The 24,114-nt window shown below is 36.2% G+C and carries 26 protein-coding genes; 9 read left to right on the top strand and 17 right to left on the bottom strand.

Going from position 1 to position 24,114, the window contains the following annotated elements; all coding sequences use genetic code 11:
* Positions 1-69: 69 nt before the first annotated feature.
* On the top strand, positions 70-1,539 hold the full coding sequence (locus ASU02_RS18160) for an aminotransferase class I/II-fold pyridoxal phosphate-dependent enzyme (RefSeq protein WP_057766227.1): 1,470 nt from the start codon (positions 70-72) through the stop codon (positions 1,537-1,539).
* Positions 1,540-1,618: 79 nt separating this feature from the next.
* Here the strand turns inward: ASU02_RS18160 and ASU02_RS26030 are convergent, their stop codons facing one another.
* Both ASU02_RS26030 and ASU02_RS18155 read right to left on the bottom strand, forming a co-directional pair.
* Positions 1,619-1,738, bottom strand: a complete 120-nt coding sequence (locus ASU02_RS26030) for a GapA-binding peptide SR1P (RefSeq protein ID WP_082631857.1) — start codon at positions 1,736-1,738, stop codon at positions 1,619-1,621.
* 210 nt (positions 1,739-1,948) lie between these two features.
* On the bottom strand, positions 1,949-2,248 hold the full coding sequence (locus tag ASU02_RS18155; protein WP_057766226.1) for a DUF3055 domain-containing protein: 300 nt from the start codon (positions 2,246-2,248) through the stop codon (positions 1,949-1,951).
* 155 nt (positions 2,249-2,403) lie between these two features.
* Here ASU02_RS18155 and ASU02_RS18150 point away from each other — a divergent pair, with 155 nt between their 5' ends.
* The 3 genes from ASU02_RS18150 (at position 2,404) to ASU02_RS18135 (ending at position 4,118) form a co-directional block, all read left to right on the top strand.
* Positions 2,404-2,838, top strand: a complete 435-nt coding sequence (locus ASU02_RS18150) for a DUF1885 family protein (RefSeq protein WP_198317461.1) — start codon at positions 2,404-2,406, stop codon at positions 2,836-2,838.
* A gap of 79 nt (positions 2,839-2,917) precedes the next feature.
* Entirely contained in the window at positions 2,918-3,259 is a 342-nt protein-coding gene (locus tag ASU02_RS18145) for a hypothetical protein (RefSeq protein ID WP_057766222.1), read from the top strand.
* 481 nt (positions 3,260-3,740) lie between these two features.
* Positions 3,741-4,118, top strand: coding sequence for a small peptidoglycan-associated lipoprotein (locus ASU02_RS18135; protein ID WP_057766218.1), 378 nt, complete (start codon positions 3,741-3,743; stop codon positions 4,116-4,118).
* A 32-nt stretch (positions 4,119-4,150) separates the two neighbouring features.
* On the opposite strand, the gene lpdA is transcribed toward ASU02_RS18135, so the two are convergent.
* From lpdA to ASU02_RS18110, 5 genes are all read right to left on the bottom strand, one after another.
* A complete protein-coding gene (lpdA, locus tag ASU02_RS18130; protein WP_057766216.1) occupies positions 4,151-5,560 on the bottom strand; it encodes a dihydrolipoyl dehydrogenase in 1,410 nt (469 codons plus the stop codon).
* Between the two features lie 3 nt (positions 5,561-5,563).
* Positions 5,564-6,883, bottom strand: coding sequence for a dihydrolipoamide acetyltransferase family protein (locus ASU02_RS18125; RefSeq protein ID WP_057766214.1), 1,320 nt, complete (start codon positions 6,881-6,883; stop codon positions 5,564-5,566).
* A gap of 110 nt (positions 6,884-6,993) precedes the next feature.
* On the bottom strand, positions 6,994-7,971 hold the full coding sequence (locus tag ASU02_RS18120) for an alpha-ketoacid dehydrogenase subunit beta (RefSeq protein ID WP_057766212.1): 978 nt from the start codon (positions 7,969-7,971) through the stop codon (positions 6,994-6,996).
* A 3-nt stretch (positions 7,972-7,974) separates the two neighbouring features.
* Positions 7,975-9,090 carry a pyruvate dehydrogenase (acetyl-transferring) E1 component subunit alpha gene (gene pdhA / locus ASU02_RS18115; RefSeq protein ID WP_057766210.1) on the bottom strand — a complete coding sequence of 372 codons (1,116 nt, stop codon included), beginning with the start codon at positions 9,088-9,090 and terminating at the stop codon, positions 7,975-7,977.
* 513 nt (positions 9,091-9,603) lie between these two features.
* Entirely contained in the window at positions 9,604-10,272 is a 669-nt protein-coding gene (locus tag ASU02_RS18110; RefSeq protein ID WP_232426290.1) for a YkyA family protein, read from the bottom strand.
* A 257-nt stretch (positions 10,273-10,529) separates the two neighbouring features.
* Between ASU02_RS18110 and ASU02_RS26025 the strand changes: the two genes are divergently transcribed.
* Positions 10,530-10,670 carry a YjcZ family sporulation protein gene (locus tag ASU02_RS26025; RefSeq protein ID WP_082631856.1) on the top strand — a complete coding sequence of 47 codons (141 nt, stop codon included), beginning with the start codon at positions 10,530-10,532 and terminating at the stop codon, positions 10,668-10,670.
* Positions 10,671-10,948: 278 nt separating this feature from the next.
* Complete coding sequence (gene def / locus ASU02_RS18105; protein WP_057766208.1) at positions 10,949-11,503, top strand: peptide deformylase; 555 nt, start codon at positions 10,949-10,951, stop codon at positions 11,501-11,503.
* Between the two features lie 69 nt (positions 11,504-11,572).
* Here the strand turns inward: def and ASU02_RS18100 are convergent, their stop codons facing one another.
* Positions 11,573-12,343 carry a Cof-type HAD-IIB family hydrolase gene (locus ASU02_RS18100; protein WP_057766206.1) on the bottom strand — a complete coding sequence of 257 codons (771 nt, stop codon included), beginning with the start codon at positions 12,341-12,343 and terminating at the stop codon, positions 11,573-11,575.
* 611 nt (positions 12,344-12,954) lie between these two features.
* Here ASU02_RS18100 and ASU02_RS18095 point away from each other — a divergent pair.
* Positions 12,955-13,167 (top strand): DNA-dependent RNA polymerase subunit epsilon, encoded by a 213-nt coding sequence (locus ASU02_RS18095; RefSeq protein ID WP_057766204.1) that lies wholly within the window; start codon positions 12,955-12,957, stop codon positions 13,165-13,167.
* 3 nt (positions 13,168-13,170) lie between these two features.
* Positions 13,171-14,838: a ribonuclease J1 gene (gene rnjA / locus ASU02_RS18090; RefSeq protein ID WP_057766202.1), complete on the top strand. Its 1,668-nt coding sequence runs from the start codon at positions 13,171-13,173 to the stop codon at positions 14,836-14,838.
* Between the two features lie 44 nt (positions 14,839-14,882).
* Here the strand turns inward: rnjA and ASU02_RS18085 are convergent, their stop codons facing one another.
* The 8 genes from ASU02_RS18085 to ASU02_RS18050 all read right to left on the bottom strand — a co-directional run bounded on the left by ASU02_RS18085 (position 14,883) and on the right by ASU02_RS18050 (position 22,796).
* Positions 14,883-15,542 (bottom strand): potassium channel family protein, encoded by a 660-nt coding sequence (locus tag ASU02_RS18085; protein ID WP_053475431.1) that lies wholly within the window; start codon positions 15,540-15,542, stop codon positions 14,883-14,885.
* 282 nt (positions 15,543-15,824) lie between these two features.
* On the bottom strand, positions 15,825-17,642 hold the full coding sequence (locus ASU02_RS18080) for an ABC transporter ATP-binding protein (RefSeq protein WP_057766201.1): 1,818 nt from the start codon (positions 17,640-17,642) through the stop codon (positions 15,825-15,827).
* Between the two features lie 11 nt (positions 17,643-17,653).
* Positions 17,654-19,408, bottom strand: a complete 1,755-nt coding sequence (locus tag ASU02_RS18075; protein WP_057766200.1) for an ABC transporter ATP-binding protein — start codon at positions 19,406-19,408, stop codon at positions 17,654-17,656.
* A 170-nt stretch (positions 19,409-19,578) separates the two neighbouring features.
* Positions 19,579-20,034, bottom strand: coding sequence for a TlpA family protein disulfide reductase (locus tag ASU02_RS18070; RefSeq protein ID WP_057766199.1), 456 nt, complete (start codon positions 20,032-20,034; stop codon positions 19,579-19,581).
* A gap of 92 nt (positions 20,035-20,126) precedes the next feature.
* On the bottom strand, positions 20,127-20,669 hold the full coding sequence (locus ASU02_RS18065; protein ID WP_057766198.1) for a peroxiredoxin: 543 nt from the start codon (positions 20,667-20,669) through the stop codon (positions 20,127-20,129).
* Positions 20,670-20,951: 282 nt separating this feature from the next.
* Positions 20,952-21,839 carry a LysR family transcriptional regulator gene (locus tag ASU02_RS18060; RefSeq protein ID WP_057766197.1) on the bottom strand — a complete coding sequence of 296 codons (888 nt, stop codon included), beginning with the start codon at positions 21,837-21,839 and terminating at the stop codon, positions 20,952-20,954.
* A 126-nt stretch (positions 21,840-21,965) separates the two neighbouring features.
* Complete coding sequence (cbpB, locus tag ASU02_RS18055; RefSeq protein WP_057766196.1) at positions 21,966-22,412, bottom strand: cyclic-di-AMP-binding protein CbpB; 447 nt, start codon at positions 22,410-22,412, stop codon at positions 21,966-21,968.
* A gap of 147 nt (positions 22,413-22,559) precedes the next feature.
* On the bottom strand, positions 22,560-22,796 hold the full coding sequence (locus tag ASU02_RS18050) for a YkuJ family protein (protein ID WP_053475424.1): 237 nt from the start codon (positions 22,794-22,796) through the stop codon (positions 22,560-22,562).
* Positions 22,797-23,068: 272 nt separating this feature from the next.
* Between ASU02_RS18050 and ASU02_RS18045 the strand changes: the two genes are divergently transcribed.
* On the top strand, positions 23,069-23,326 hold the full coding sequence (locus ASU02_RS18045) for a glutaredoxin family protein (RefSeq protein ID WP_057766195.1): 258 nt from the start codon (positions 23,069-23,071) through the stop codon (positions 23,324-23,326).
* Positions 23,327-23,346: 20 nt separating this feature from the next.
* Here ASU02_RS18045 and ASU02_RS18040 read toward each other — a convergent pair whose 3' ends face one another.
* Positions 23,347-23,994, bottom strand: coding sequence for a DUF3993 domain-containing protein (locus ASU02_RS18040; RefSeq protein WP_057766192.1), 648 nt, complete (start codon positions 23,992-23,994; stop codon positions 23,347-23,349).
* Positions 23,995-24,114 lie beyond the last annotated feature (120 nt).

The following is a 24,114-nucleotide window of genomic DNA, read 5'->3' as shown; positions in this document are numbered from 1 at the left end:
CAAAGAAAATGAATAATGCTATAATTCATTTGTTTTATTACTTTTCAATTAAAGAGGTGTTACATTAAATTGTCTCAATTAGAAACACCGTTATTCAGCGGTCTATTAGCACATGCAAAAAAAAATCCAGTTCAATTTCACATTCCTGGTCATAAAAAAGGAAATGGAATGGATCCGGAATTCAGAGCATACATCGGCGATAACGCGTTAGCCATTGACCTCATTAATATAGGTCCACTTGATGATTTACATCAGCCAAAAGGCATTATTAAATCGGCACAGGATCTGGCAGCTGAAGCTTTCGGAGCAGATCGGACTTTCTTTTCTGTTCAGGGAACTAGCGGGGCAATTATGACCATGGTCATGGCCGTTTGCGGTCCAGGTGAAAAAATCATTGTTCCACGCAATGTTCATAAATCTGTTATGTCAGCGATTGTTTTTTCAGGTGCAACTCCAATTTTTATTCATCCGGAAATTGATAAGGACCTAGGTATTTCACATGGAATTACAACAGATTCTGTCGCTAAAGCACTTGAACAACATCCAGATGCGAAAGGCGTCCTCGTGATCAATCCAACCTATTTCGGTATTTCCGCTGATTTGAAAGAAATAGTCGAGATTGCCCATTCGTACGAAGTACCTGTGCTTGTTGATGAAGCACATGGAGTTCATATTCATTTTCATGATGATTTGCCTTTATCAGCCATGCAGGCAGGCGCTGATTTAGCAGCCACAAGTGTTCATAAGCTTGGGGGGTCAATGACTCAGAGCTCCATTTTAAATATGAAAGGAAATCTTGTTTCTGCTAAAAGAGTTCAGTCCATTCTCAGTATGCTAACTACAACTTCTACATCCTATTTATTACTTGCTTCTTTAGATGTAGCTAGAAAGCAATTAGCTATAAATGGGAAAGAGCTAATCGATCGGACGATATCCCTTGCTCAATCAATCCGTCAGCAAGTGAACGAAATCGAGCATCTAACTTGTGTAGGAGAAGAAATTTTGGAGTCCAAAGCTGCCTTTGACTATGACCCAACAAAATTAATCATATCGGTGAAGGAGCTTGGCTTAAGCGGCTTTGATGTTGAAGTTTGGCTTCGTGAAGAATACAATATTGAAGTCGAAATGTCTGACTTATACAATATTCTTTGCATTATCACGCCTGGTGATACTGAGAAAGAAGCTGACATACTTATTCAAGCTTTGAAAGAATTATCAACAGAGCGACATAGTAAACCGAAAAAGATTGAAGCTCAGGTATTGCTTCCTGATATTCCTGTATTGGCCCTCTCACCAAGAGATGCGTTTTACGCTGAAACTGAGCTGGTTCCTTTTGATGAATCTGAGGGGAGAATTATTGCAGAATTTATAATGGTTTATCCTCCAGGGATTCCGATTTTCATACCTGGAGAAATTATTACGAAAGATAATCTTTTGTATATTAAAAAAAATATGGAAGCTGGACTTCCTGTTCAAGGACCAGAGGATTATGATTTTAAATATTTGCGAGTAATAAAGGAACATCGGGCCATTAGATAAATAAGGTAAAAAAGAGCCTTCCGCATTTTGCTGGAAGGCTCTCATATTGAGTATGAAGTTTGATTCATTTATTAAAAGTTTATTTGTTCTTTTTTTTATCATCATTACAGCAATTACACTTTGAATATAGAACTGTTACTTTTTCATCCTCGAAGTGATCAATTGTTGAATTACAAGTTTGGCATACAAGTGTGCCCATCTTCCATTCCCCTTTTCAATGAGTTATCGCACAAAGGATTGTAAGCGCTTTATTAACCTTAAGTTAATAATAATATAACATTATTGTTTTTTCAAGCCCTAATTGTATAACTCATTAAAAGAAAAAAATGGGAACCACCATATTAAACTTCGAAAACGCCAGTTAAATAGTATGACATAAATATAATAGAAAGTGATTTAGCAAGCAAGCTTATTCATATTGAGTCTCAAAGGAAGGGCTTGGGAGAGCAATTTTAAAGAATTCGCTTAAATCCTCCGCTTGATGGAGAGTATCCATTTTAAAGACTTTTTGTAAATACGCCTTGTCATCGAGGTCTTTAGGGTCGAGGAGAGTGGAGCGGCCAGTTTGCATGCAAACAACTAGAGGCTTTCCAAAGAAAAGATTAGTAAATACAATCCCAAAATCATATCTGGCTTGTTCGGTTGTAAAGCCGACAAAACGAACTTTGGCATTTTCATTCTCATCATATAGCTTATCAAATAGATTCATATTACTCCTCCCTTTTTTAATATTTAGAATATTATTATAATTTCTTTTTTGTATAATTACAAGTATTTTTTATTATTCATCATATTAAGTTGTCAGAAGTTTTTAATCAATGCTAGAATGAAAGGGAGAGTAAACAAGATATGGGGGGATGGATGGTGGCAAGTCATGCATATATAAAACTCGTGCCTTCATCAGCTAAAGAAACCGTTTCAACTGAAGACATAAAAGAATTATTTCAATATTTCAAAGAAATAACTTCGAAAACGGGAAGTCAGGTTGCCTGGAGTTATAATGAGGCTGCATTTCCATATGAAATGAAAGAAATGCCGGAAGGAAAAGGTAAATGGTTTTACCTAAAATCGGAAAATGATCGCTACAACATTATTTTACTTGGTGTCGATAAAGAAACTTCCATAAATGAGGATGGCATAGAACAAGAGCAAACTTACATACAAATTACACTCCCAGAATCCTCTACATTTGGCGACAAAGGCAAAGCAAATGAGTTTTGCAGATTTTTAGCTAAAAAACTGCAAGGTGAATTACATTTATTTAATGGCCGTGTCATGTATTTTTATCCTAAAAAATAGGAATAAAAAATAGAAGAGCAGCTTATTGCTGTTCTTCTATTTTGCTCTAATACGAGTAAAACAGCAATGAGGTGAATGCATGCTAAAAACAAGATTAATTATCACAGGGATATTCAGCCTAGGGATTACACTCCTATCTCCCTTCGTTTTTTACTCCTATTTTGAAACACAGCCACAAATCTTAAATCAGCAATTATCCTTTGGGGGACCCTTTCCATATGCAGAACAAACAGTTTCCCTTCCTAGCGGTAAGAATCATTACCCGCTTGAGATAAAGTTTGAATCACCTTTTGAGATGAAAACAGAGTTTAAAATCATCCCGTTCATTTTTTCCTTCGTCTGCTTTTATTTATTAATCTTTGCAATTTACAGTATCATCGCTAGATTTTTTAAAGGAAAAGCTATTAAAGAGCCGCTTTGAGGCTCTTTTTTATGTTTAAAAGAACTTACCATTTAAAAATGCCATAGTGAAATGAAAGGACGCGTATAAAGTTAAACTTAAAGAAGTAATAAATAAAGTTTTTTTAACAGATTTCATAATTGTATTTCCTATAATAATGGCAATATAAAAAAACACAAAAAACATTAATACTTTATATAAAAGCTGATCATATCTAGATAACCATTCTATAAAAGTGTACCCACTCCAGATAATAAGCTGTAAAAGCAACGCAGTATAAGTTTTCATACTCTCACCACCAGATATGTCAATATCTTTTCCTCTAAAATAGCTTGTATTTGTAATATATGTAGAAAAGGAAAATCTTATTTTTCATTTCTGTAACATTTAGGTGACAAGGGCTATTTGTTATTTTTCATATGATAAAATAATCATAATTTGTTCAAAAAAAGTGAGAAAATATTCATTTTATTTATTTAATAAGCAAGGTGGGGAATAGATTATGAAAGGGTTGCCATTATTATTCATCGCCTCTCTTCTTTTTATAACCTCCTCATGTACCCATGTTGACTTGAAGGAAGACTTAAAAATCGATCAAAACACAAAACAGCTCATATTTTTCACGGATGACCAAGCATATGAACAGGAAGTTTCTTATTATGATGCGATTATTGAGCTGAAAAAAGAATTTCCAATTGATATAAAAAATATGAAGATTATTACAGCAGCAAATGCAAAAAAATACTATGATCAATTTGACATTGATCGCTGCCCTGCTATCTTACTCGTTTATAAAGGAAAAATTGTGGTTGCGATTAAAGGTGAGACCACTAAAGATCAAATTTTAGAGCCGCTTTATACAGCCTTGAAGAATAAATAAAAGCTCCAGACAAAATTTGTCTGGAGCTTTTTTTATTTTACGATATGGATTGGAGTGCCTAGTGCAACCTCTGCAGCTTCCATAGATATTTCACCTAATGTTGGGTGAGCATGAATGGTCATAGCTAAGTCCTCTGCAGTCATGCCCGATTCAATTGCTAAACCTAACTCTGCAATCATATCTGAGGCATTGGCACCTGCAATTTGAGCACCAATTATTAATCCATCTTCTTTTCTAGTAACAAGCTTAACGAAGCCATCTGTTGCATCTAAAGCAAGTGCACGGCCGTTTGCTGCAAATGGGAATTTCGCAGTCGTTGCCTCAATGCCTTCCTCTTTTGCTTGACTTTCCGTATAACCAACAGAAGCAAGTTCTGGATCAGAGAATACTACTGCCGGAATACCTAAATAGTCAATTTCTGAATGATGGCCAGATATAACCTCTGCAGCGATTTTCCCCTCATAGGAAGCTTTATGTGCTAATTGAGGACCTTGAACAATATCGCCTATAGCAAATACATTACTTACATTTGTGCGGCATTGCTTATCAATCTCAATGATTCCGCGGTCGGTCATTTTAATGCCTGCTTGCTCTAATCCTAATTCATCTGTATTAGGACGGCGGCCAACCATGACAAATACATAATCAGCTTCAACTGATATTTCTTCGCCTTTTACTTCATACTTAACTGTAACGCCATTTTCATTTTCTTCTACACCTTTAGCAAGTGCTTTCGTAACGATTTCGGCGCCTTTTTTCTTCAGTTTACGTTTTACGAGTGAAGTCATTTGCTTCTCAAAGCCAACAAGGATATCATCCGCACCTTCTAAAATAGTTACCTCTGATCCAAAGCTAGCATAAGCACCGCCCAATTCTATCCCGATTACACCGCCGCCAATAACAACGATTTTTTTCGGTATTTCTTGAAGCGCCAGTGCACCTGTTGAGTCAAGCACACGCTTTCCATATTTAAATACCGGAAGCTCGATAGGTCTTGAGCCAGTTGCAATAATTGCGTGCTTAAATGTATAGGTTTGTGCTGAATTTTCATCCATCACACGAAGTGTATTCGCGTCTACAAAGTAAGCTTCTCCACTAACAATGTCAACCTTGTTGCCTTTTAATAGGCCTTCGACTCCGCCAGTAAGCTTTTTTACTACTCCTGCTTTAAACTCTTGTACCTTTGAGAAATCCACTTTGACATTCTCAGCAATGATACCCATTGATTCTGAATGCTTCGCATTTTCATACCGGTGTCCTGCAGAAATTAATGCTTTTGATGGGATACAGCCAACGTTTAAACATACTCCGCCTAGGGTTGCCTTTTCGACAATCGTCACCTTTTGGCCAAGCTGAGCTGCACGTATTGCAGCAACATACCCACCAGGGCCTGAACCGATGACAATCGTATCTGTTTCGATTGGAAAATCTCCTACTACCATTTTTTAAGCCTCCATTAACAATAGTTCTGGATCGTTTAATAAACGTTTAATATGATTCAAAGCATTTTGAGCTGTTGCACCATCAATTATACGATGATCAAAGCTTAAAGATAAAGCAAGAACTGGTGCAGCCACAATTTCACCATCTTTTACAACTGGTTTCTCAGCGATGCGCCCAATTCCTAAGATAGCTACTTCAGGTTGATTTATGACCGGTGTAAACCATTGGCCGCCAGCCGATCCAATATTTGTGATCGTGCATGAAGCACCTTTCATCTCATCTGGAGCAAGCTTGCCTTCACGAGCTTTAGTAGCAAGTTCATTTATTTCATTTGAAATAGAAAATGTAGATTTGCGATCAGCATCTTTAATTACAGGTACTAGTAATCCTTTATCTGTATCTGCCGCAATACCAATATTATAATAGTGTTTCTGAATAATTTCACTAGCTTCATCATCGATCGAAGTATTCAATGTTGGGAATTCTCGTAATGCGCTAGTTAATGCCTTCACAACATAAGGAAGGAATGTTAGTTTAATGCCCTTGCTCGCAGCTACCTCTTTAAACTTCTTACGATGAGCTACAAGCTTTGTTACATCTACTTCATCCATTAATGTAACGTGAGGAGCTGTATGCTTGGAATTTACCATCGCTTTTGCAATTGCTTTGCGAATGCCGCTCATTTTCTCACGCGTTTCAGGATACTGCCCTTGAGGGATTGCTTTTGAAGCTTGCGGTGCTTTTGACTCCTGTGGTGCAGCAGCTTCCTGTTCAGATGTTTCTTTAGATTGAACGACAGTACCGCCATTTAAGAAAGAATCAATATCCGCTTTTACCACACGGCCATTTTTCCCACTGCCTGCAACCTGATGAATATCAACACCATTATCGCGGGCATATTTTCGTACAGATGGCATGGCGATAATCCGGCGAGTAGAATCAGCTTCAACAGGAGCTGTTGTCACATTAGCAGTTTCCTGCTTCGGTGTTTCTTGCTTCGGTGCATCCTGATTATTTAATTCTGGAGCTGTTTCTTTACTTTCATGCGCTTCTTCGTCACCTTTAAATTTCAAATTTTCGTATCCAGGTGCATCAAAAGTAATAAGCACTTGCCCTACTGTTGCAACAGTTCCTTCTCCTACCTTTATTTCTTCAACGGTCCCTGCAACTGGAGAAGGAATTTCAACGACAGCTTTATCGTTTTGCACTTCACACAGGACGTCATCTTCTTGAACTTTATCGCCAGATTTTACAAACCATTTAACGATTTCACCTTCGTGTATACCTTCACCAATGTCAGGTAATTTAAATTCAAATGACACTTGGAATCAACCTCCTACTTTGCTAGATGTTAGCGATCAAATGTCAGAATAGAGTAAATCGGCGAATTTGCCGATTTATCCCCCATTCCTCTTTCCGACTATTAAATCTATTAGAAATTCAGAACCTTTTTACCTGTTTCAATAATATCCTTGTAATTTGGCAGCCAAACCGTTTCAGCTTGCGGGAAAGCAAACACTGTATCTGGAGCCGCCACTCGCAATACAGGCGCTTCAAGACTAAGAATGGCACGATCATTGATTTCCGCTACTACGTTTGCAGCAATCCCAGCTTGTTTTTGTGCTTCCTGTACAACAATAGCACGTCCTGTTTTTTCAACAGAAGAAATAATTGTCTCTATATCAATCGGAGAAACCGTACGTAAATCAATAACTTCAGCAGAGTATCCTTCTTTTTCAAGCTCTTCGGCTGCCTTTAGGGATTCATGCACCATTGCACCGTACGTAATAATTGATAAATCCTTACCTTCACGCTTAATATCCGCTTTGCCTAATGGAATGGTATATTCCTCTTCAGGTACCTCTTGACGGAAAGAACGATATAACTTCATGTGCTCCAAGTAAATAACTGGATCATTATCACGAATCGCAGAAATCAATAGCCCCTTCGCATCATACGGTGTGGAAGGAATAACTACTTTTAGACCAGGCTGTTGGGCCATTAATCCTTCTAAGCTATCTGCATGCATTTCAGGGGTATGTACGCCTCCCCCAAATGGTGAACGAATGGTAACTGGTGAATGGTAACGGCCGCCTGAGCGATAGCGCATACGTGCAAGCTGACCTGAAATTGAATCCATCACTTCGTAGACGAATCCAAAGAATTGAATTTCCGGAACTGGACGATAGCCTTGTAATCCAAGCCCAACTGCTAAGCCGCCGATTCCTGATTCAGCTAAAGGAGTATCAAATACACGCTCTTCACCAAATTCATTTTGAAGACCTTCGGTTGCACGGAATACTCCGCCGTTTACGCCTACGTCTTCACCGAATACTAATACATTCGGATCATTTCGCAATTCAGTGCGTAGTGCATCAGTAATTGCTTGAATCATAGTCATTTGCGCCATGGCTTACTTCGACTCCTTTGCTTTATAAATTTCGTATTGTTCTTGTAAGTTAAAAGGCATTTCTTCGTGCATAATAGAAATTAAATCAGTCACTTTTTGTTTTGGTGTGTCATCCGCCTGTTTAATTGCTGCTTTAATATCTTCTTTTGCCTTTTCAATTATTTCATTTTCCATTTCTTCATTCCAAAGTCCTTTTTCTTCTAGGAATTTTCGGAATCGAACAAGCGGATCCTTTCTCTCCCATTCATTATCTAGGTCAGATGTACGATAACGTGTGGGATCGTCTCCGGCCATTGTATGTGGACCATAACGGTAAGTAAGGGTTTCAATTAAAGTCGGACCTTCCCCATTTATTGCACGCTCACGCGCTTCACGAACTGCAACATATACAGCAAGTGGATCCATGCCATCAACTTGAATCCCAGGAATACCTGCTGCAACCGCTTTTTGTGCAAGTGTTTTAGCCGCTGATTGCTTGCTGACAGGAGTTGAAATTGCAAAGCGGTTATTTTGAACAATAAAGATAGCAGGTGCATTGAATGCGCCAGCAAAGTTTATGCCTTCATAGAAGTCGCCTTGAGACGTTCCGCCATCACCAGTATAAGTAACCGCAACAGATTGTTTATTGCGTTTCTTCATCCCAAGTGCCACACCAGCAGTCTGAATGTATTGAGCACCAATTATGATTTGAGGAGCAATCACGTTTACTCCCTCAGGAATATTCCCACCTTCGAAATGACCTCGTGACCAAAGGAATGCTTGTGACAAGGGCAATCCATGCCAAATCATTTGAGGCACATCACGATATCCTGGTAAAATAAAATCCTCTTTCTCTAGAGCAAATTGTGAAGCTAATTGTGAAGCCTCTTGTCCAGCAGTTGGTGCATAGAAACCAAGTCTACCCTGTCTATTTAATGAAATTGAGCGCTGATCAAGGATGCGAGTATAAACCATACGGCGCATTAATTCTTGAAGCTGCTCATTACTTAAGTCCGGCATTGCTGATTCATTTACTACTTTGCCTTCTTCATTAAGGATTTGTAGTGTCTGGAATTGCTCTTCAACTTTTTCGAGCTGTTTTTTTGCGTCGAATTGTAAATTCTTTGTATTAGAAGCCATTTGAATCACCCTTTCCTTTCTTTCAAAAGACGTTATAATTTGGAGTTTTCATTCACAGATTCTAGGTTGCCCAAAATGAAGTTAAATTAGAAAACGCTTAAAGAAAAAACCTTCCATCAGTATTCTTTTCTTAATACCGCATTAACTAGATTTCATTCTTCCATAATAAACGCCTATATTTATATATCCATTATCATCATATTCTGTATTAATATATTTTGCAACTAAATTGATACACATTTTCTTAATGATTCTTATTATTCACACAAAAAAAACACACTGCGATACCTTAATATAATTGTTTTTCAACATTAACACATTTTTAAAATGAGCATAATTTTTAGAGACTGTATTATCGAATGAAAATTCCTGTTCTATAAAAAACTGAAGAAATCACCTTATGTGTTATAACACTTTAATAGAAAAATAGTAATCATCATTATTTTCAAAAAATGTTTATAAGGATTGAAAAACAAAAAAGTCAGCATCATTTTGAAGCTGACCGGGATAATTTTATTCTTTTGTTTTAATCTTTAAGCCTGACTCTTTATAGAAGGATAGTTTCGCATCATTATACTCTTTCGTTTTATCATTGAATTCTTTATTTTCTTCTATGATTTCTGCATAAATTTCATTAATTTTTGTAATTTGAGCATCCAGCTGTTCTAGTTGGAGGTCTTCCTTTTTAAACATAAGATACAGTTCTCTATCTAGTTTTACCCCTTCTAGATAGTGTTTGTATAATTCATCATGAATTTTATATCGTTCAGTCATTGAATCATATAATTTTTGTGCTTTTGCTTTCAAAGCCGTTTCCTCTATTTCATTAATAAGCGGCAGTGTCTTATTAAACTCCTTTTGTGAATCGGCAATGCTCTCTTGCTCCTTATTCATATGGTCCTTACGTTTATCCACAATGGCTATCGCCTGGTCCGAGAGTCGATTTATCTCATTAACTTCTTTCATTCCTAATGAGATGATTTTATCGTAAATTTCCTTTTCCTGTTTTTCTAATTCGATAAGCGGCTCCTGCTGATCTTTAAAAACATCTTCAGTGGATACAACTTTTTCAAGGACATCATAAATTTTATCAACCGGTGTTGATTTATTAAAGCAGCCTGATAATAAAAAGATGCCCATAATAATTACGAAAAAAAGGCAGCTTTTGCGGGAAATTGACACATTTTAACCTCCTTAACTAATTACAACCCTTACTATATAGGTTGTATCTATTATTAGCAATAATCTCTTTATTCTAGCACCATCTAAGTGATTTGGTAGACTTGTCCTATTTTAATATTTTATTCTTCATCTTTTCATTTATGACATAGGCAGTGGCCTACACATAAAAAAATCATGATACATAGGCTATATTAATCGTCTAAAAAGAATAAAGGCATATAGACGATTAACCTATAACACTTAGGGAGGTTATCCTCATGTACGGATATGGCGGATATGGTTATGGCTGCTGCAATCCTGGGTATGCAGGTTGTGGCACTGGATTTGGCAGAGGATTTGCGTTAATTGTCGTCCTATTCATTTTACTCATTATTGTTGGCTGTTCTTGCTGGTGCTAAGATAAGCGAAATTTTCTTGATTAGAACCTATACGGACAGACCGACCCCACCTCAGCAGTTCCTAAAGTAAATCTGAAGAGCTTTAATGCAAGTGATGATTGATTTATCACAGAAGGAGATAGGCGTCCAAAGGCGCTTTAGACTCTGGACATTTTATTTTTTGAGAAGGTATTGAAGATGCCTTCTCTTTTTATTAACATTTTTCTTTCACTTTGGTAGACTATTATAAAAAGATACATTGAAATTTTTATTATATATTTTTCACAGGAGTGAGTTTTATGATAACGATGGATGATATAATACGCGATGGCCATCCTACGCTTAGAGAAATAGCAAAGGAAGTTCCTGCTCCCCCTTCAGATGAAGACAAACGTATACTTGAGAGTATGATCGAATTTATAAAAAATAGCCAAGACCCTGAAATAGCAAAAACATACGGGTTACGTTCTGGAATCGGCTTAGCAGCGCCACAAATAAATGTTTCAAAACGAATGATTGCCATTCATGTACACGATGAAAAAGGCGTATTATATAGCTATGCACTCTTTAATCCTAAAATTGTTAGTCATTCAGTAGAAAAGTCATATCTTACTGCTGGTGAAGGTTGTCTTTCTGTTGATGAAGCCATCCCTGGCTTTGTCCCTCGATATGCACGCATTACAGTTAAAGGAACCGCCTTAGATGGAAATGAGGTTAAATTAAGAGCAAAGGGACTTTTGGCTATAGTATTTCAGCACGAAATTGACCACCTTAATGGGGTAATGTTTTATGATCATATAGATCAGCAAAATCCACTGAAGCCAATTGAAAATGGATTGCCCATTGAAAGATAATATCCCCGTTTCAGACCCTTAATCATTGAAAAAGCATGAACCTTTTCGGTTCACGCTTTTTTATTGTTCTTAGATTAATTCTAGTTTTTTTAGTGCATTCCATATTCCATCTTCATCAACTGAGGTTGTCGTTACATCTGCAGCCATTTTCACTTGTTCCGAGGCATTTCCCATTGCAACACCAGTACCAACCGTTTGCAGCATTTCAATATCATTCAATCCATCACCAAAAGCATAAACATTTTCCATTTGAAAACCAAGATGTTCAGCCATAAGCTTAATTCCTTCCGCTTTTGATCCTCCAGCAGGTAAAACATCCGTAGAGAATCGATGCCAGCGCACAAATCGCGAGTTCGGAAAATTCATCTCATACTGCTCATCATATTGTTCCTCACAAAAAATTAATGACTGATATACTTCTTTATGCTTATAATAATTTTCATCTACACTTGGATAAGGGAACTTCAAACTTTTGATACACAAATCGATATACTCATCATTCGCAACAGATGCTTTCATTACCCCTTCATCCATAAAAACCATTGGATGGTTCCTTTCTAATGAATATTTATATAGATTTTCCAATTCTTGTATATTTAAAGGGTTTTTATAGATTACTTTGTTCTCAAAAACTACATATTGACCGTTAAAACTCACATAAGAATCGATATCCAGCTCTTCTCTTAGATTTTCAAACATAAACGGGGCTCGCCCGGTTGCAATAGCAACAAACACTCCATTTTCCTTTAATTTTGATAAGGCTTTTTTTGTTAAATTCGGCAGCTGTTTATTTTGATCCAGTAAAGTGCCATCTATATCAAAAAATGCAATTTTTTTCAAAATTCATTCATTCCTTTCAAGGCATAGGATTGTCATTCCCATTTTGCCCTTCATTTCTATATACTTTCATTTCCCGTAATACACTAACCCCTTGAGAAAAAAATGTCAATCGATGAAAGCTTCATATATTTATCCCATTTTCACTCATGATACTTTTTCCTTTGAACAAAATAGAAATTATCCTTTCCTTCACTAAAATAATCCATAATTACCCACGAGATATACATTCTTATCAGCATATAATAATAAAAAAAAGGGATTTTCAGCGCATTTCTCAGGTAATATCCTTGATTCACTTTACATTGGACAAGGATCGTATAAAATAGTATGTAAGGAGATGATCCACAATGTTAAAGAAGCTCAGAAAAAAGCTTTTAAAACAGTGGAAAGAGATGCTTCGAAAAAAATCGATTGCCTAAATCATTTTTGAGCCCTTCAAATTTGTGAAGGGCTCCTTGTTTATAGAAAGACGCTAGACAGTATTAGAATTTTCATTCATACTTACAAAGTTAGTATTGTGGTTAATTTACCTTAAATAAGAAAAAACATGAAAAACATGTTAATTTTTTATATAATAGAAAAAGTTATATCGGATTAAGGAGAGATAGTAGATGATTTTCAAAGTTTATTTTCAAGAGTCCATTAAACAAGTACCCGTTCGAGAAAAAACAATGACGATTTATGTTGAAGGTGAATCTGAAAGAGATGTTCGGCTTAAGTTAAAAAACGAACCATATAATATTGAGTTCGTTACTGCTCTTGAAGGAGCATTCTTAGAGTATGAAAAGCAAAATGAAGACTTTAAAGTATTGGAGATAGGATAAATTATGAAATTTGTAAAAAATGACCAAACAGCCGTTTTTGCCCTCGGAGGACTTGGGGAAATCGGTAAGAATACGTATGCCGTTCAATTCCAGGATGAAATTATTCTGATTGATGCGGGAATTAAATTCCCTGAGGATGAACTTCTCGGAATTGATTATGTGATACCTGACTATACTTATTTAGTTAAAAACGAAGAAAAAATCAAGGGTCTGTTTATTACTCATGGACATGAGGATCACATTGGCGGAATTCCCTACTTACTAAGAGAAGTAAATATTCCTGTTTATGGCGGAAAGCTTGCACTTGGTTTATTAAAGAACAAATTAGAGGAGCATGGATTACTAAGACAAACGAAAATGCATGAGATTAAAGAAGACGATGTTATTAAGTTTAGAAAAACTTCTGTTACCTTCTTCCGGACAACTCATAGTATTCCTGATTCCTACGGAATTGTTGTAAAAACTCCTCCAGGACAAATTGTTCACACTGGTGACTTTAAGTTTGACTTCACTCCTGTCGGGGAGCCAGCAAATTTAACTAAAATGGCGGAGATAGGGAAAGATGGCGTTCTTTGCCTATTATCGGATAGTACTAATAGTGAAATACCTGAATTCACTATGTCAGAGCGCACGGTAGGTGAAAGCATTCACGACATCTTCCGCAAAGTTGAAGGAAGAGTGATCTTTGCTACCTTTGCTTCTAATATACACAGACTGCAGCAAGTAACTGAAGCTGCTGTTCAAAACGGAAGAAAAATTGCTGTTTTCGGAAGAAGTATGGAAGCTGCCATTAATATTGGGCAAGAGCTCGGTTATATCAATGCACCAAAGGATACATTTATTGATGCACAGCAAATCAATCGTTTGCCAGCCAACCGTGTAACGATTCTATGTACAGGAAGCCAAGGTGAACCAATGGCTGCCCTTTCTCGCATTGCAAACGGTACTCATCGTCAAATTCAAATTATTCCTGGGGATACGGTTGTCTTTTCATCCTCTCCTATCCCAGGCAATACAATTAGCGTGAGCAGAACGATTGATAGTCTTTCACGCGCTGGTGCTGAAGTCATTTATGGAAAACTAACTAATATTCATACTTCAGGTCACGGCGGTCAAGAAGAGCAAAAGCTTATGCTTCGTTTGATTAAACCAAAATTCTTTATGCCAATACACGGTGAATACCGTATGCAAAAAATGCATGCAAAATTAGCTGTTGATTGTGGAGTACAAGAAGAAAACTGTTTTATCATGGATAATGGCGAAGTTCTTGCATTAAGTGAAGATACTGCTCAAATTGCCGGAAAAATCCCTTCTGGCTCTGTATATATTGATGGAAGCGGAATTGGCGATATTGGGAATATTGTATTGAGAGACCGCCGCATACTTTCTGAAGAAGGTTTAGTCGTGGTCGTGGTAAGCATTAATATGAAAGACTTTAAAATTGCAGCTGGTCCAGACTTAATTTCACGCGGCTTTGTTTATATGAGAGAATCTGGAGATTTAATTAATGATGCCCAATCACTTATTAGTAAGCATCTAAACAAAGTAATGGAGCGTAAAACGACTCAATGGTCAGAAATTAAGAATGAGATTACTGACACACTTGCTCCATTCCTTTATGAAAAAACAAAACGCCGTCCAATGATTTTACCGATCATAATGGAAGTTTAATAAGAAAACGCTGTAATCACAGAAGTGTATTACAGCGTTTTTTCTTATACCATTACTTTTTTTTCAAATCTGTTAATATCTACATCGGCACCAATAACGATTAGAATATCATTCACTTGAATTCTTTCGTGCGCTTTGGGTGATACAATTATTTCATTTTTTCTTTTGATGGCTACAATATTAATTCCATATTTTGCACGAATGTCTAAGTCGATCAATGAGTAACCAGCTAACTTTTCATTTGCAACAATCTCTACGATGCTATGTTCATCAGACAATTCTAAATAATCAAGAACATTATTCGAAACAATACTATGGGCGATTCTTTTCCCCATGTCACGTTCAGGATGGACAACATGGTCGGCACCAATTTTTCTTAATACTTTTTCATGATAATCATTTTGCGCTTTTACCGTTATTTTGTTGACGCCTAATTCCTTTAATATTAATGTAGTTAAGATACTTGCTTGAATATTGTCACCAATCGCTACTATCACATGATCAAAATTCCGTATCCCTAAGCTTTTGACAACTGACTCATCAGTCGTATCACCGACAACAGCATGAGTGGCTATCATTGAGAATTCATTGACCCTGTCCTCATTCCTATCAATTGCCATTACTTCTAAGCCTTCCTCAGCTAATGCACGGCAAATACTACCTCCAAATCGACCAAGACCAATTACCGCAAATTCTTTTCTCACACCTATTCCTCCAACTAAATAACATTAATCATAATAACTTATTGTAGCACAATCCTTAAATTAGAAAAGCCCATAAAAAATGTAGAACTGACCCTTTGCAAATTTAGAATTTAATACAGCCTTTTTACAAAAAAAGAGTATGTTTTGAAATAAACAATATTTTCGGCAGCTGCACGTACTGAAAAATTCTGATTAAAATGACCAAATTACCTGATAATAAATTTTTAGGATAAGGAAAAATCCTGTATTGAAACAGGATTTTTGGTCAAGCTATAGGATAAATTAAACTGCATTCAGCATACTATATTGAGCCTTAACAAGTGAATAATACTCGCCCTCTTGATCCATTAACTGATGATGATTTCCTTGCTCCATAATCGTTCCATGGTCAAGAACAAATATATGATCTGCCTCACGAATTGTCGATAAACGATGAGCAATGATGATGGCCGTTCTCCCATTTAAAAGAGTTCGTAATGCCTCCTGGATTTTCATTTCAGTTTCAGTATCTATGCTAGCAGTCGCTTCATCAAGAATAAGGATTCGAGGATCAGCAAGCAATGCCCTAGCAAAGGATAAAAGCTGTCTTTCACCTACTGATAGGATGCTCCCCCTCTCCTCTACCTCTGTTTCGTATCCTTTGGGTAAATTCCCAATAAATGAATCGGCTCCGACTGCTTTTGCTGCATTCATCACTTCTTCATCTGTTGCATCCGGCCGGCCAAATCGAATATTTTCTTTAATTGTTCCAGAGAAGATAAACGTATCCTGAAGAACAATGCTAATTTGCTTGCGTAGGCTCGATAATGTAACTTCTTTCAAATCATGGCCATCTATCCTTACTATCCCTTCAGTCGGATCATAAAAGCGGCTAATTAAATTGGCTATTGTTGTTTTCCCAGACCCCGTATGACCAACTAGCGCAACCGTTTGACCCGCTCGCATCTCTAAATTAATTCCTTTTAATGCTGGGCGTCTATCATCATATGCAAATTTCACATTCTCAAATTCAATATTCCCGCGAATATCATTTAATTGAACTGCATTCTTGTTTTCTGCAACATTTGGCTTTTCATCTAAAAACTCAAAAATTCTTTCAGATGATGCCATTCCCATTAATAACTGGTTATAAACCATACCTAATCGTGAAATAGGTTCCCAAAACATTCCTAAGTAAAAAGCAAAAGAAACAAATACGCCGATCGATATTTCATTTCCTTGGATTAAATATGCGCCAAACCATATTAGTACTGCCGAACCTAACGCATTTGTTAATTCGACTAACGGTCTAAACATCGCATTTTTTTGTGAAGCTATTCTCCAGCTCTCATAGTTTTCAGTATTTACGCCATCAAAATAGATCATATTTTCTCTTTCCTGCGTAAAGGCTTGTGTAATTCGAATGCCTTGAATGCTCTCATTCAAATGTGAATTTAATTTGGACTGTTTTAAACGAACCACTTGCCAGGACCTTCTAATTTTTCGCCGGAGGGAAGTTGAAATAAAGAACATGATCGGCAGGATAACCATAATAGCTAAAGTTAATGAAGGACTTAAAGTAAATAATATGATAAAAATTCCAACTAAAAGGATCATGTCCATTAATAAATTTATAACTCCATTTGTGAATAGCTCCTGCAAAGAGTTAATATCATTCATGATTCTTACAAGTATCGAGCCAGCAGAACGCTGGTCGAAAAATCGATGAGACAATGTTTGAACATGAGTAAATAAATGCTTCCGCAAGTCATATATCACGCTTTGACCAAGTATATTCATCCATTTAATCCGAAAGTAATTCGCAACGTAGGATAGAATATAAAGTGCAGCTATAACGGAGACCAATATGGCTAACAGCTGCCCGTCTTTATTTTCTAATGCTATGTCTAGTGTATATACACCTATTAATATTGGAATGATTAATTTAACACTCGTATTGAGCAGGACCATCAGAATCGATAGTGGAAGCAACCCTTTTCTATATGGCTTCATATAACTAAAAAGCCTTAACATTTGCTTCCAATTGAATGGCTTTTCAATTACCTCATCAGCTGAGTACTTGAATCTTGATAACATTTTCTCATCTTTATGCTTTTCCATCATTCCACCCCCTAGCTAATATGACTCTTGCTTATCTTCTCCAGGTCTTGATATTGAATATCATAGATTCTTTGATAAGGACCATTCTGGCTTAATAATCGATCGTGAATGCCCCTTTCAACGATTCGTCCATTTTCTAAAACAAGAATTTCGTCTGCATGCTTTAAAGAAGAAATACGATGGGCAATAATAAAAGTTGTTCTTCCCTTCATAACTTCTTTTAATGCTTTCTGAATCTGGTATTCCGTCTCCATATCAACTGCGCTTGTCGCATCATCTAAAATTAAGATACTTGGATCCGCGCAAATAGCTCTGGCAATAGCAATACGCTGTTTCTGACCGCCTGAAAGGCCCATTCCTCTTTCTCCGAGCATCGTTTCGTAGCCATCAGGCAATTCCATAATAAAGTCATGTGCCTGCGCCCTTTTTGCAGCATCAATTATTTCCTCCATTGCTGCATCTGGTTTTCCATAGGAAATATTTGCTTTAATAGATGAAGAGAACAAAAAAGATTCCTGCAGTACAAAGCCAATACTGCTTCTTAAAGAAGAAAGATCATATTCATTAATATGAATACCATCAATAAGAATCTCTCCTGTCTCAGGCTCATAGAATCTCGTCATAAGCTGAGTTATGCTCGTTTTTCCAGAACCCGTAGATCCAATTAGACCAATCATCTTCCCTTGGCAGGCTGTAAATGAAATTTTGGAAAGTGCCTCTTTAGCATTTTCTGTGTAGCGAAGGGTAACATTACGGAATTCAACGTCCCCATTCAATCGTTCTTTACTAATTGGAGCAGGTCCATTCACAATCTCATTTTCAGCATCTAGGATTTCTAATAATCTTTCGCCAGATGCTTTTGCTTGAGAAAACAAATTAACAACAAATCCTAAGTTCATAATCGGCCACATGATATACCAAAGCAAACTATAAAATGCGACAAGTTCTCCTGGCATTAATTCCCCGCTAATAACTAGATAGCCACCATAAGATAGTAAAAAAACAACACTAATATTCCCTAAAAACTCCATTAAAGGAAAGTACTTCGCCCATATATATGAGGTTTGTAAATATTTATCTTTGTAATCTCCATTTGTGTCATTAAATTTATTAATTTCAAAATCTTCTCTAGATAGCGACTTAACCGTATTAATTCCACTAATATTTTCTTGGACTTTCGTATTCAGTCTCCCAAAGGATTTACGAATATTTCTAAAAGCCGGATGAACTGCCTTATCAAATTTAAACGTGACGACGGCAAGAAAAGGCAGTGTTATTAACGTAACAATGGTCAAAGACATCGAGTAATAAAACATAACGGCGAAGCTAATACCAATTAACAGAACAAAGCGTATAAGCTCAGAAAAGCCAACCGAAAGAAAGAAGCGAAAGCCTTCAACATCAGCAGTTAGACGAGACATTAAATCGCCAGTCTTTGCATTATCATAATATCGAAAAGGCAGAAACTGCAGCTTTTCATATAACGCATTCCTAAGCTTATATACAGATGTGATTCCAAATAAATCACCTGTATATTGATAAATAAAGGAGGCTATTCCCTTAATGACCATTATTCCGATAAATCCTAATGCAAGAGGTGGGATCCAATTATATTGGCCATTCACTACCACCTCATCAATTGTTATCTGAAGGATCATAGGATAAACAACTGTTATTGCTGTAACAATAATTAGAAACCCAATTGACCAAATAAAATAATGCTTATATGGCCAATAATACATTTTCAGTTTTTTAAACGTCTCCAAAATTTTTCCCCCTTCTAAAAAAAATAAAAGAACGTAATATTAAATATAACGGGTTTCGAAATGTATTTCTACCCCATTTGTTATAATTTTCATTTTTTTGAGAAAATTCTTAAGAAAAAAAAGAATCAAGCAAAAATTGCTTGATTCCTTTTTACCTTAATAACCAATAATTACTCTTCTTTATTCATTTCATCTAATACGCGATTCACACGTTTTTCAAGCATTTTCATTCCGCCGCCACCTGCTTGGAAGTGACGAAGATTTCCATCTTTATCAAAGACATAATAAGCTGGTACATATTGATTTTCAAAAGCATCTGTTAGCTTATGCTCGCTGTCCACGAAAATCGGCTGTGAAATTTCATGCTCTGCCGCTACCTTTTTAATTGCCTCAATATCAAGATCATCCTCAGATCGGGGCATATGGACTGCAATAACATTTAATTTATCTTTGTAATCATCTCTAAATTTATTGACGTTTGGCATGGCCTCTTTACATAGATGGCAGCTCACTGACCAAAAATGGATAAGTGTTGGCTTTTCACCAATTAACTGTTCCTTCACGACTTCACCATTCAGCCATTCTGTTGCGCCTGTAAGTTCAGGCATTGGTGCACGTAATTTCATTGGAAATCCTCCCATATCACTTTTTCAACTATCTATTCACTGAAAGAAAGACCTAACGAGCGTTAGGTCTTTCTATCGTTTCAATCACTTTATTATAAAGTTTTTTGACCTGGTTTCCAGTTAGCTGGACAAAGACCGCCTGTTTGAAGGGCTTGAAGAACACGTAATGTTTCATCTACGTCACGCCCAATATTATTATGATTCACAACAGAATACATTAATTCACCTTCTGGACTAATAATATATAATCCACGAAGAGCAATTCCTTCTTCTTCAATAAGAACACCGTAATCACGTGCTACTACATGATTTGTATCAGCTGCAAGAGGATATTTCAAATCACCAAGACCATTATCTTTGCGATCTGTATTAATCCAAGCTAAATGAGTGTGGATTGTATCAGTTGATACACCGATTACCTCTGCATCTAGATCTTCAAACTCATCATATCGATCAGATAATGCAGTAATTTCTGTTGGACATACAAAAGTAAAATCCATTGGATAGAAGAAAAGCACAGTCCATTTGTCATTTTTCATGTTCGCTTCAAGACTTACTTTACCAAATTCTTTGTTTGGCATTACTGCATCCATTTCAAAACGTGGTGCTTGTTTACCTACCATACGTTCTGGCATATGTAATCCCTCCATTAGCTTTTTAAATGAGAAAATATACAATATTTTCTCATTTATATAATAATCAACCATATAAATTATAGGATATTTGACATTTAATGTCAATATTAAATAATAATAAATTTAATTAAATAGCCTTTACAATCAATTAGAGAATGTTTCCCACTACTTGTTTTACCCAATTTACATTTAAAATAATCAGCCGCCCTATCCGTTCACCAAATAGATTAGCATATTTTTGAGTGTACCAAATTTCGACACAATCATAAAATAAGATGCTCATCATAATTTGTTTTCTTCGCTTATATGTTCCTTAATCAATTCAACAAACGCTTGAACCTGTTTAAGCTGAAAGGCAGATTCATATCCGAGCAGCCATGTATCTCTTTTTAACGGCAAGTTATTTTCATCTAAAAGTGGAATTTTAAAAATATCTTTTTCTGCTCCATTTAATGTGATTGCCGGCAAAATTGCATAACCAATCCCATTAAAGGTCATTTGCTTGCATGTTTCAATTTGATCCACAACTATCGTGCGTTTCGGTGCTGTTTTAAAATGTTTAAGCCACCAATCTTGAATTTCCTGATAATAGTTAGAATCACTTTTAAATTGTATAAATGGACGATCTGTTTCAAGAACTTGTTCAGGACTTGTAATTTCCGTATCGACTAGATAAAGACAATCTTGGAACAGATGAGTTTTGACCCCTTTCCAATCAGGAGTTCCACGTATAATACCAATATGTACTTGATCCTCATAAAGAGACTTCAATATTTCACTGCTCCAGCCTGTTACTAGCGATATTTTCGCTTGTGGATAGCGCGTAACAAATTTCTTCAGGACTTGAGGAAGCCAGTTTTGACCCACAATCGATGCTACTGCAATCTTTAAGGTGCCATATACTTCCGCATTTAATGCATGAATCGATTCACGTACCTTTTCTTCTTTAACGATTACTTCATTAATAAACTTCAGGACTAGTTCACCAGCAGGAGTCAGCGACAAGCCTTTCTGCGAACGGACAAAGAGCCTTTCCCCCCACTCCTTTTCGATTGTTTGCAATCTCTGCGATAATGCAGGCTGTGAGACAAATAACCGTTCAGCCGCCTTTCTCATATTCATTTCCTGAGCTAATACAGCAAGAAAGTGAAATTCTGATAGGGATGACATTCGTACATTACTCCTTATGTATTGAAAAGCGCTAGGCATACCGCGCTAGACGGTTCTCAAACTTAAAAAATGCTAAAGGTTCTATTTTGTAAAAATTCAAGCTCCCATTTATGGGAGCCAATTATATTATTTCTTATTTAATCTGCGGGCAAGCTTATTTAGCTCATTAAGCACAGTTCTTCGTGTAAATATCCCTTCAAAGTAACCGTTCTCATTTTCAACACATAGAAAAGGATGATCAATTAATAAAGCTATTGAATCCTGTACTGATGAATCAACGTGCAATCTAGGAATTTTTTTATTCATCACTTCTTCTACACGTTTTTCTTCTAATTTTTCAAACTCAATTCTTTCAAGGCCAAGAATAGAATCCATAATAATTGGGGTGCTTATTAAGCCATGCAGTTTATAATACGGATCTAGTACAGGAATGGCCGTGTAGCCGCTCTTCGTTAATACCAAAAGTGCATGTTCTAGATTGTTGCCGACTTGCACATGTGCAACTCGTTCTGAAGGTATCATAAATTGTCGGATATTACTTTCTAAATATTCCCCACTGTGAAGACTTATCATCGCCGAAAACTCCTCAGTTTAAATGTTTTCTATCTGCTTATATAGTGTATCATAATTTCCTTTTCCTTGCTCTTATAATATTTATTACAGTACCCTCGTACGAATTGAATAAAAAAGGAACCTGAACGGGTTCCTTTAAAATGTTTATTATTGAATTAAATCAAATATTTCAATTGTAATCATATCGATATTGTCAAATTGATATCTTTTTGGTTTTTCTTTATCTTGATAAACTTCCAACTCAAACATTTCACTTTTCGGCTGATATGTTACTTGGCATTTCCTTTCTCCATTCACCTCAAAAAAACGCTGCATCGGTTCACCGCTAGCTGATTGTTCCTGAAGATTTTTTAATCGTGTTAATATACCTTGAAGCTGTGACATGCTCCCTCTCCTTTCAACAAAAACAAAAACATCATACGTTTATGTTTCTCTTTTGGCATGTTTCTATCCTAAAAGATTCGATTCAGAATATTCGACATTTCTCTTATTTCATACCAATAATAACAGCATAAATTAATGATAGTCATTTATACAAGTAAAAACTAATTAAATGATCATATTTTTTTCATACCATACTTATAAAATTGAGAGATATTCATTGAAATCCCTTCGTATTTTCACTATTATATTTAACATGAAAGGACTGAGCCGCTTTGAAAAATATTATTGTCTATACTCAACCCGATTGCCCTCCTTGTGAAATTACAAAAAGGTTTTTAACAGAATATGGATTCTCATTTGAAGTAAAAAATATTAAAACAGATCAAAAAGCTAGGATGGAATTAATTGAAACCTATCAATCCTACTCCACTCCTACAATTATTATAGGTGAAAAAGTAATTACCGGTTTCGACATTGAAAAGCTGAAAAGCGAACTAAATATTCAAGATGGAAAAGAGCAGACTCAATGAAAGCCTGCTCTTCCTTTTTGCTATTTATTGAAATGCCCTATAATAAATGAATTTCCATATTTATAGAATGACGCGATTGGATTTAACGCTAACCCAAGCTGTAATGTAGCCTTCATCATACTTTTTTGGACTAAATCCATTTTAACTGGAGCAGTATCTCCGTTTGTCTGTTTTATGATTTCAGTTAGAACGTCATGATTTAAGGGTTCCGCTACCTTCCACCCACCGTCGGCTTTATTAAGTTTAATCCCTTCATAATGACTTTCATAACCCACTGGGCCTTCATCCGTTTCAGGAAAAAACTCATATATATATATATGCTCTTGTGCCCTAATAACCTTTGTCTCAGCTGTATAGCTGAAAAACGGAATATAATATAGTGGGAAATCTGTACCGTACGTGATATATTTTCCGTTTTCGGCAACGAGATTTTCGTCTAAAAACTCCCTTGTGAAATCTTCTGTAAAATAAGGAAAAAGAGTATTATGTATTTCTTCCATGCTTTGAAACTGCTCACTTAATGAGACTTGTGCCTGGAACGCATCATGTAAAAATTGCAAAACTGATTTGTCTTCCGAAAAACGAGCGTCTGCATGTGACAAAGAAGGAAAAATAAAACTAAATAAAAGGATACAACACGTTATAGATGTTAGGTATATTTTTTTCATTTCACTCTCCCTTTCTTTTCCGATGCTTATTCCTTCATTCTACCAACAAACTCTCGAATAATAGAGTAGAATCGTTCGCTTTTATCCTTCAGATTATGACAGATTATCCTTCTATCTGTT

The sequence above is a fragment of the Cytobacillus praedii genome, assembly GCF_001439605.1.
Lineage (GTDB): Bacteria > Bacillota > Bacilli > Bacillales > Cytobacillaceae > Cytobacillus > Cytobacillus praedii.
Note: the sequence above shows the minus strand (reverse complement) of the source record. Positions and strands in the feature narration are given on the sequence as shown.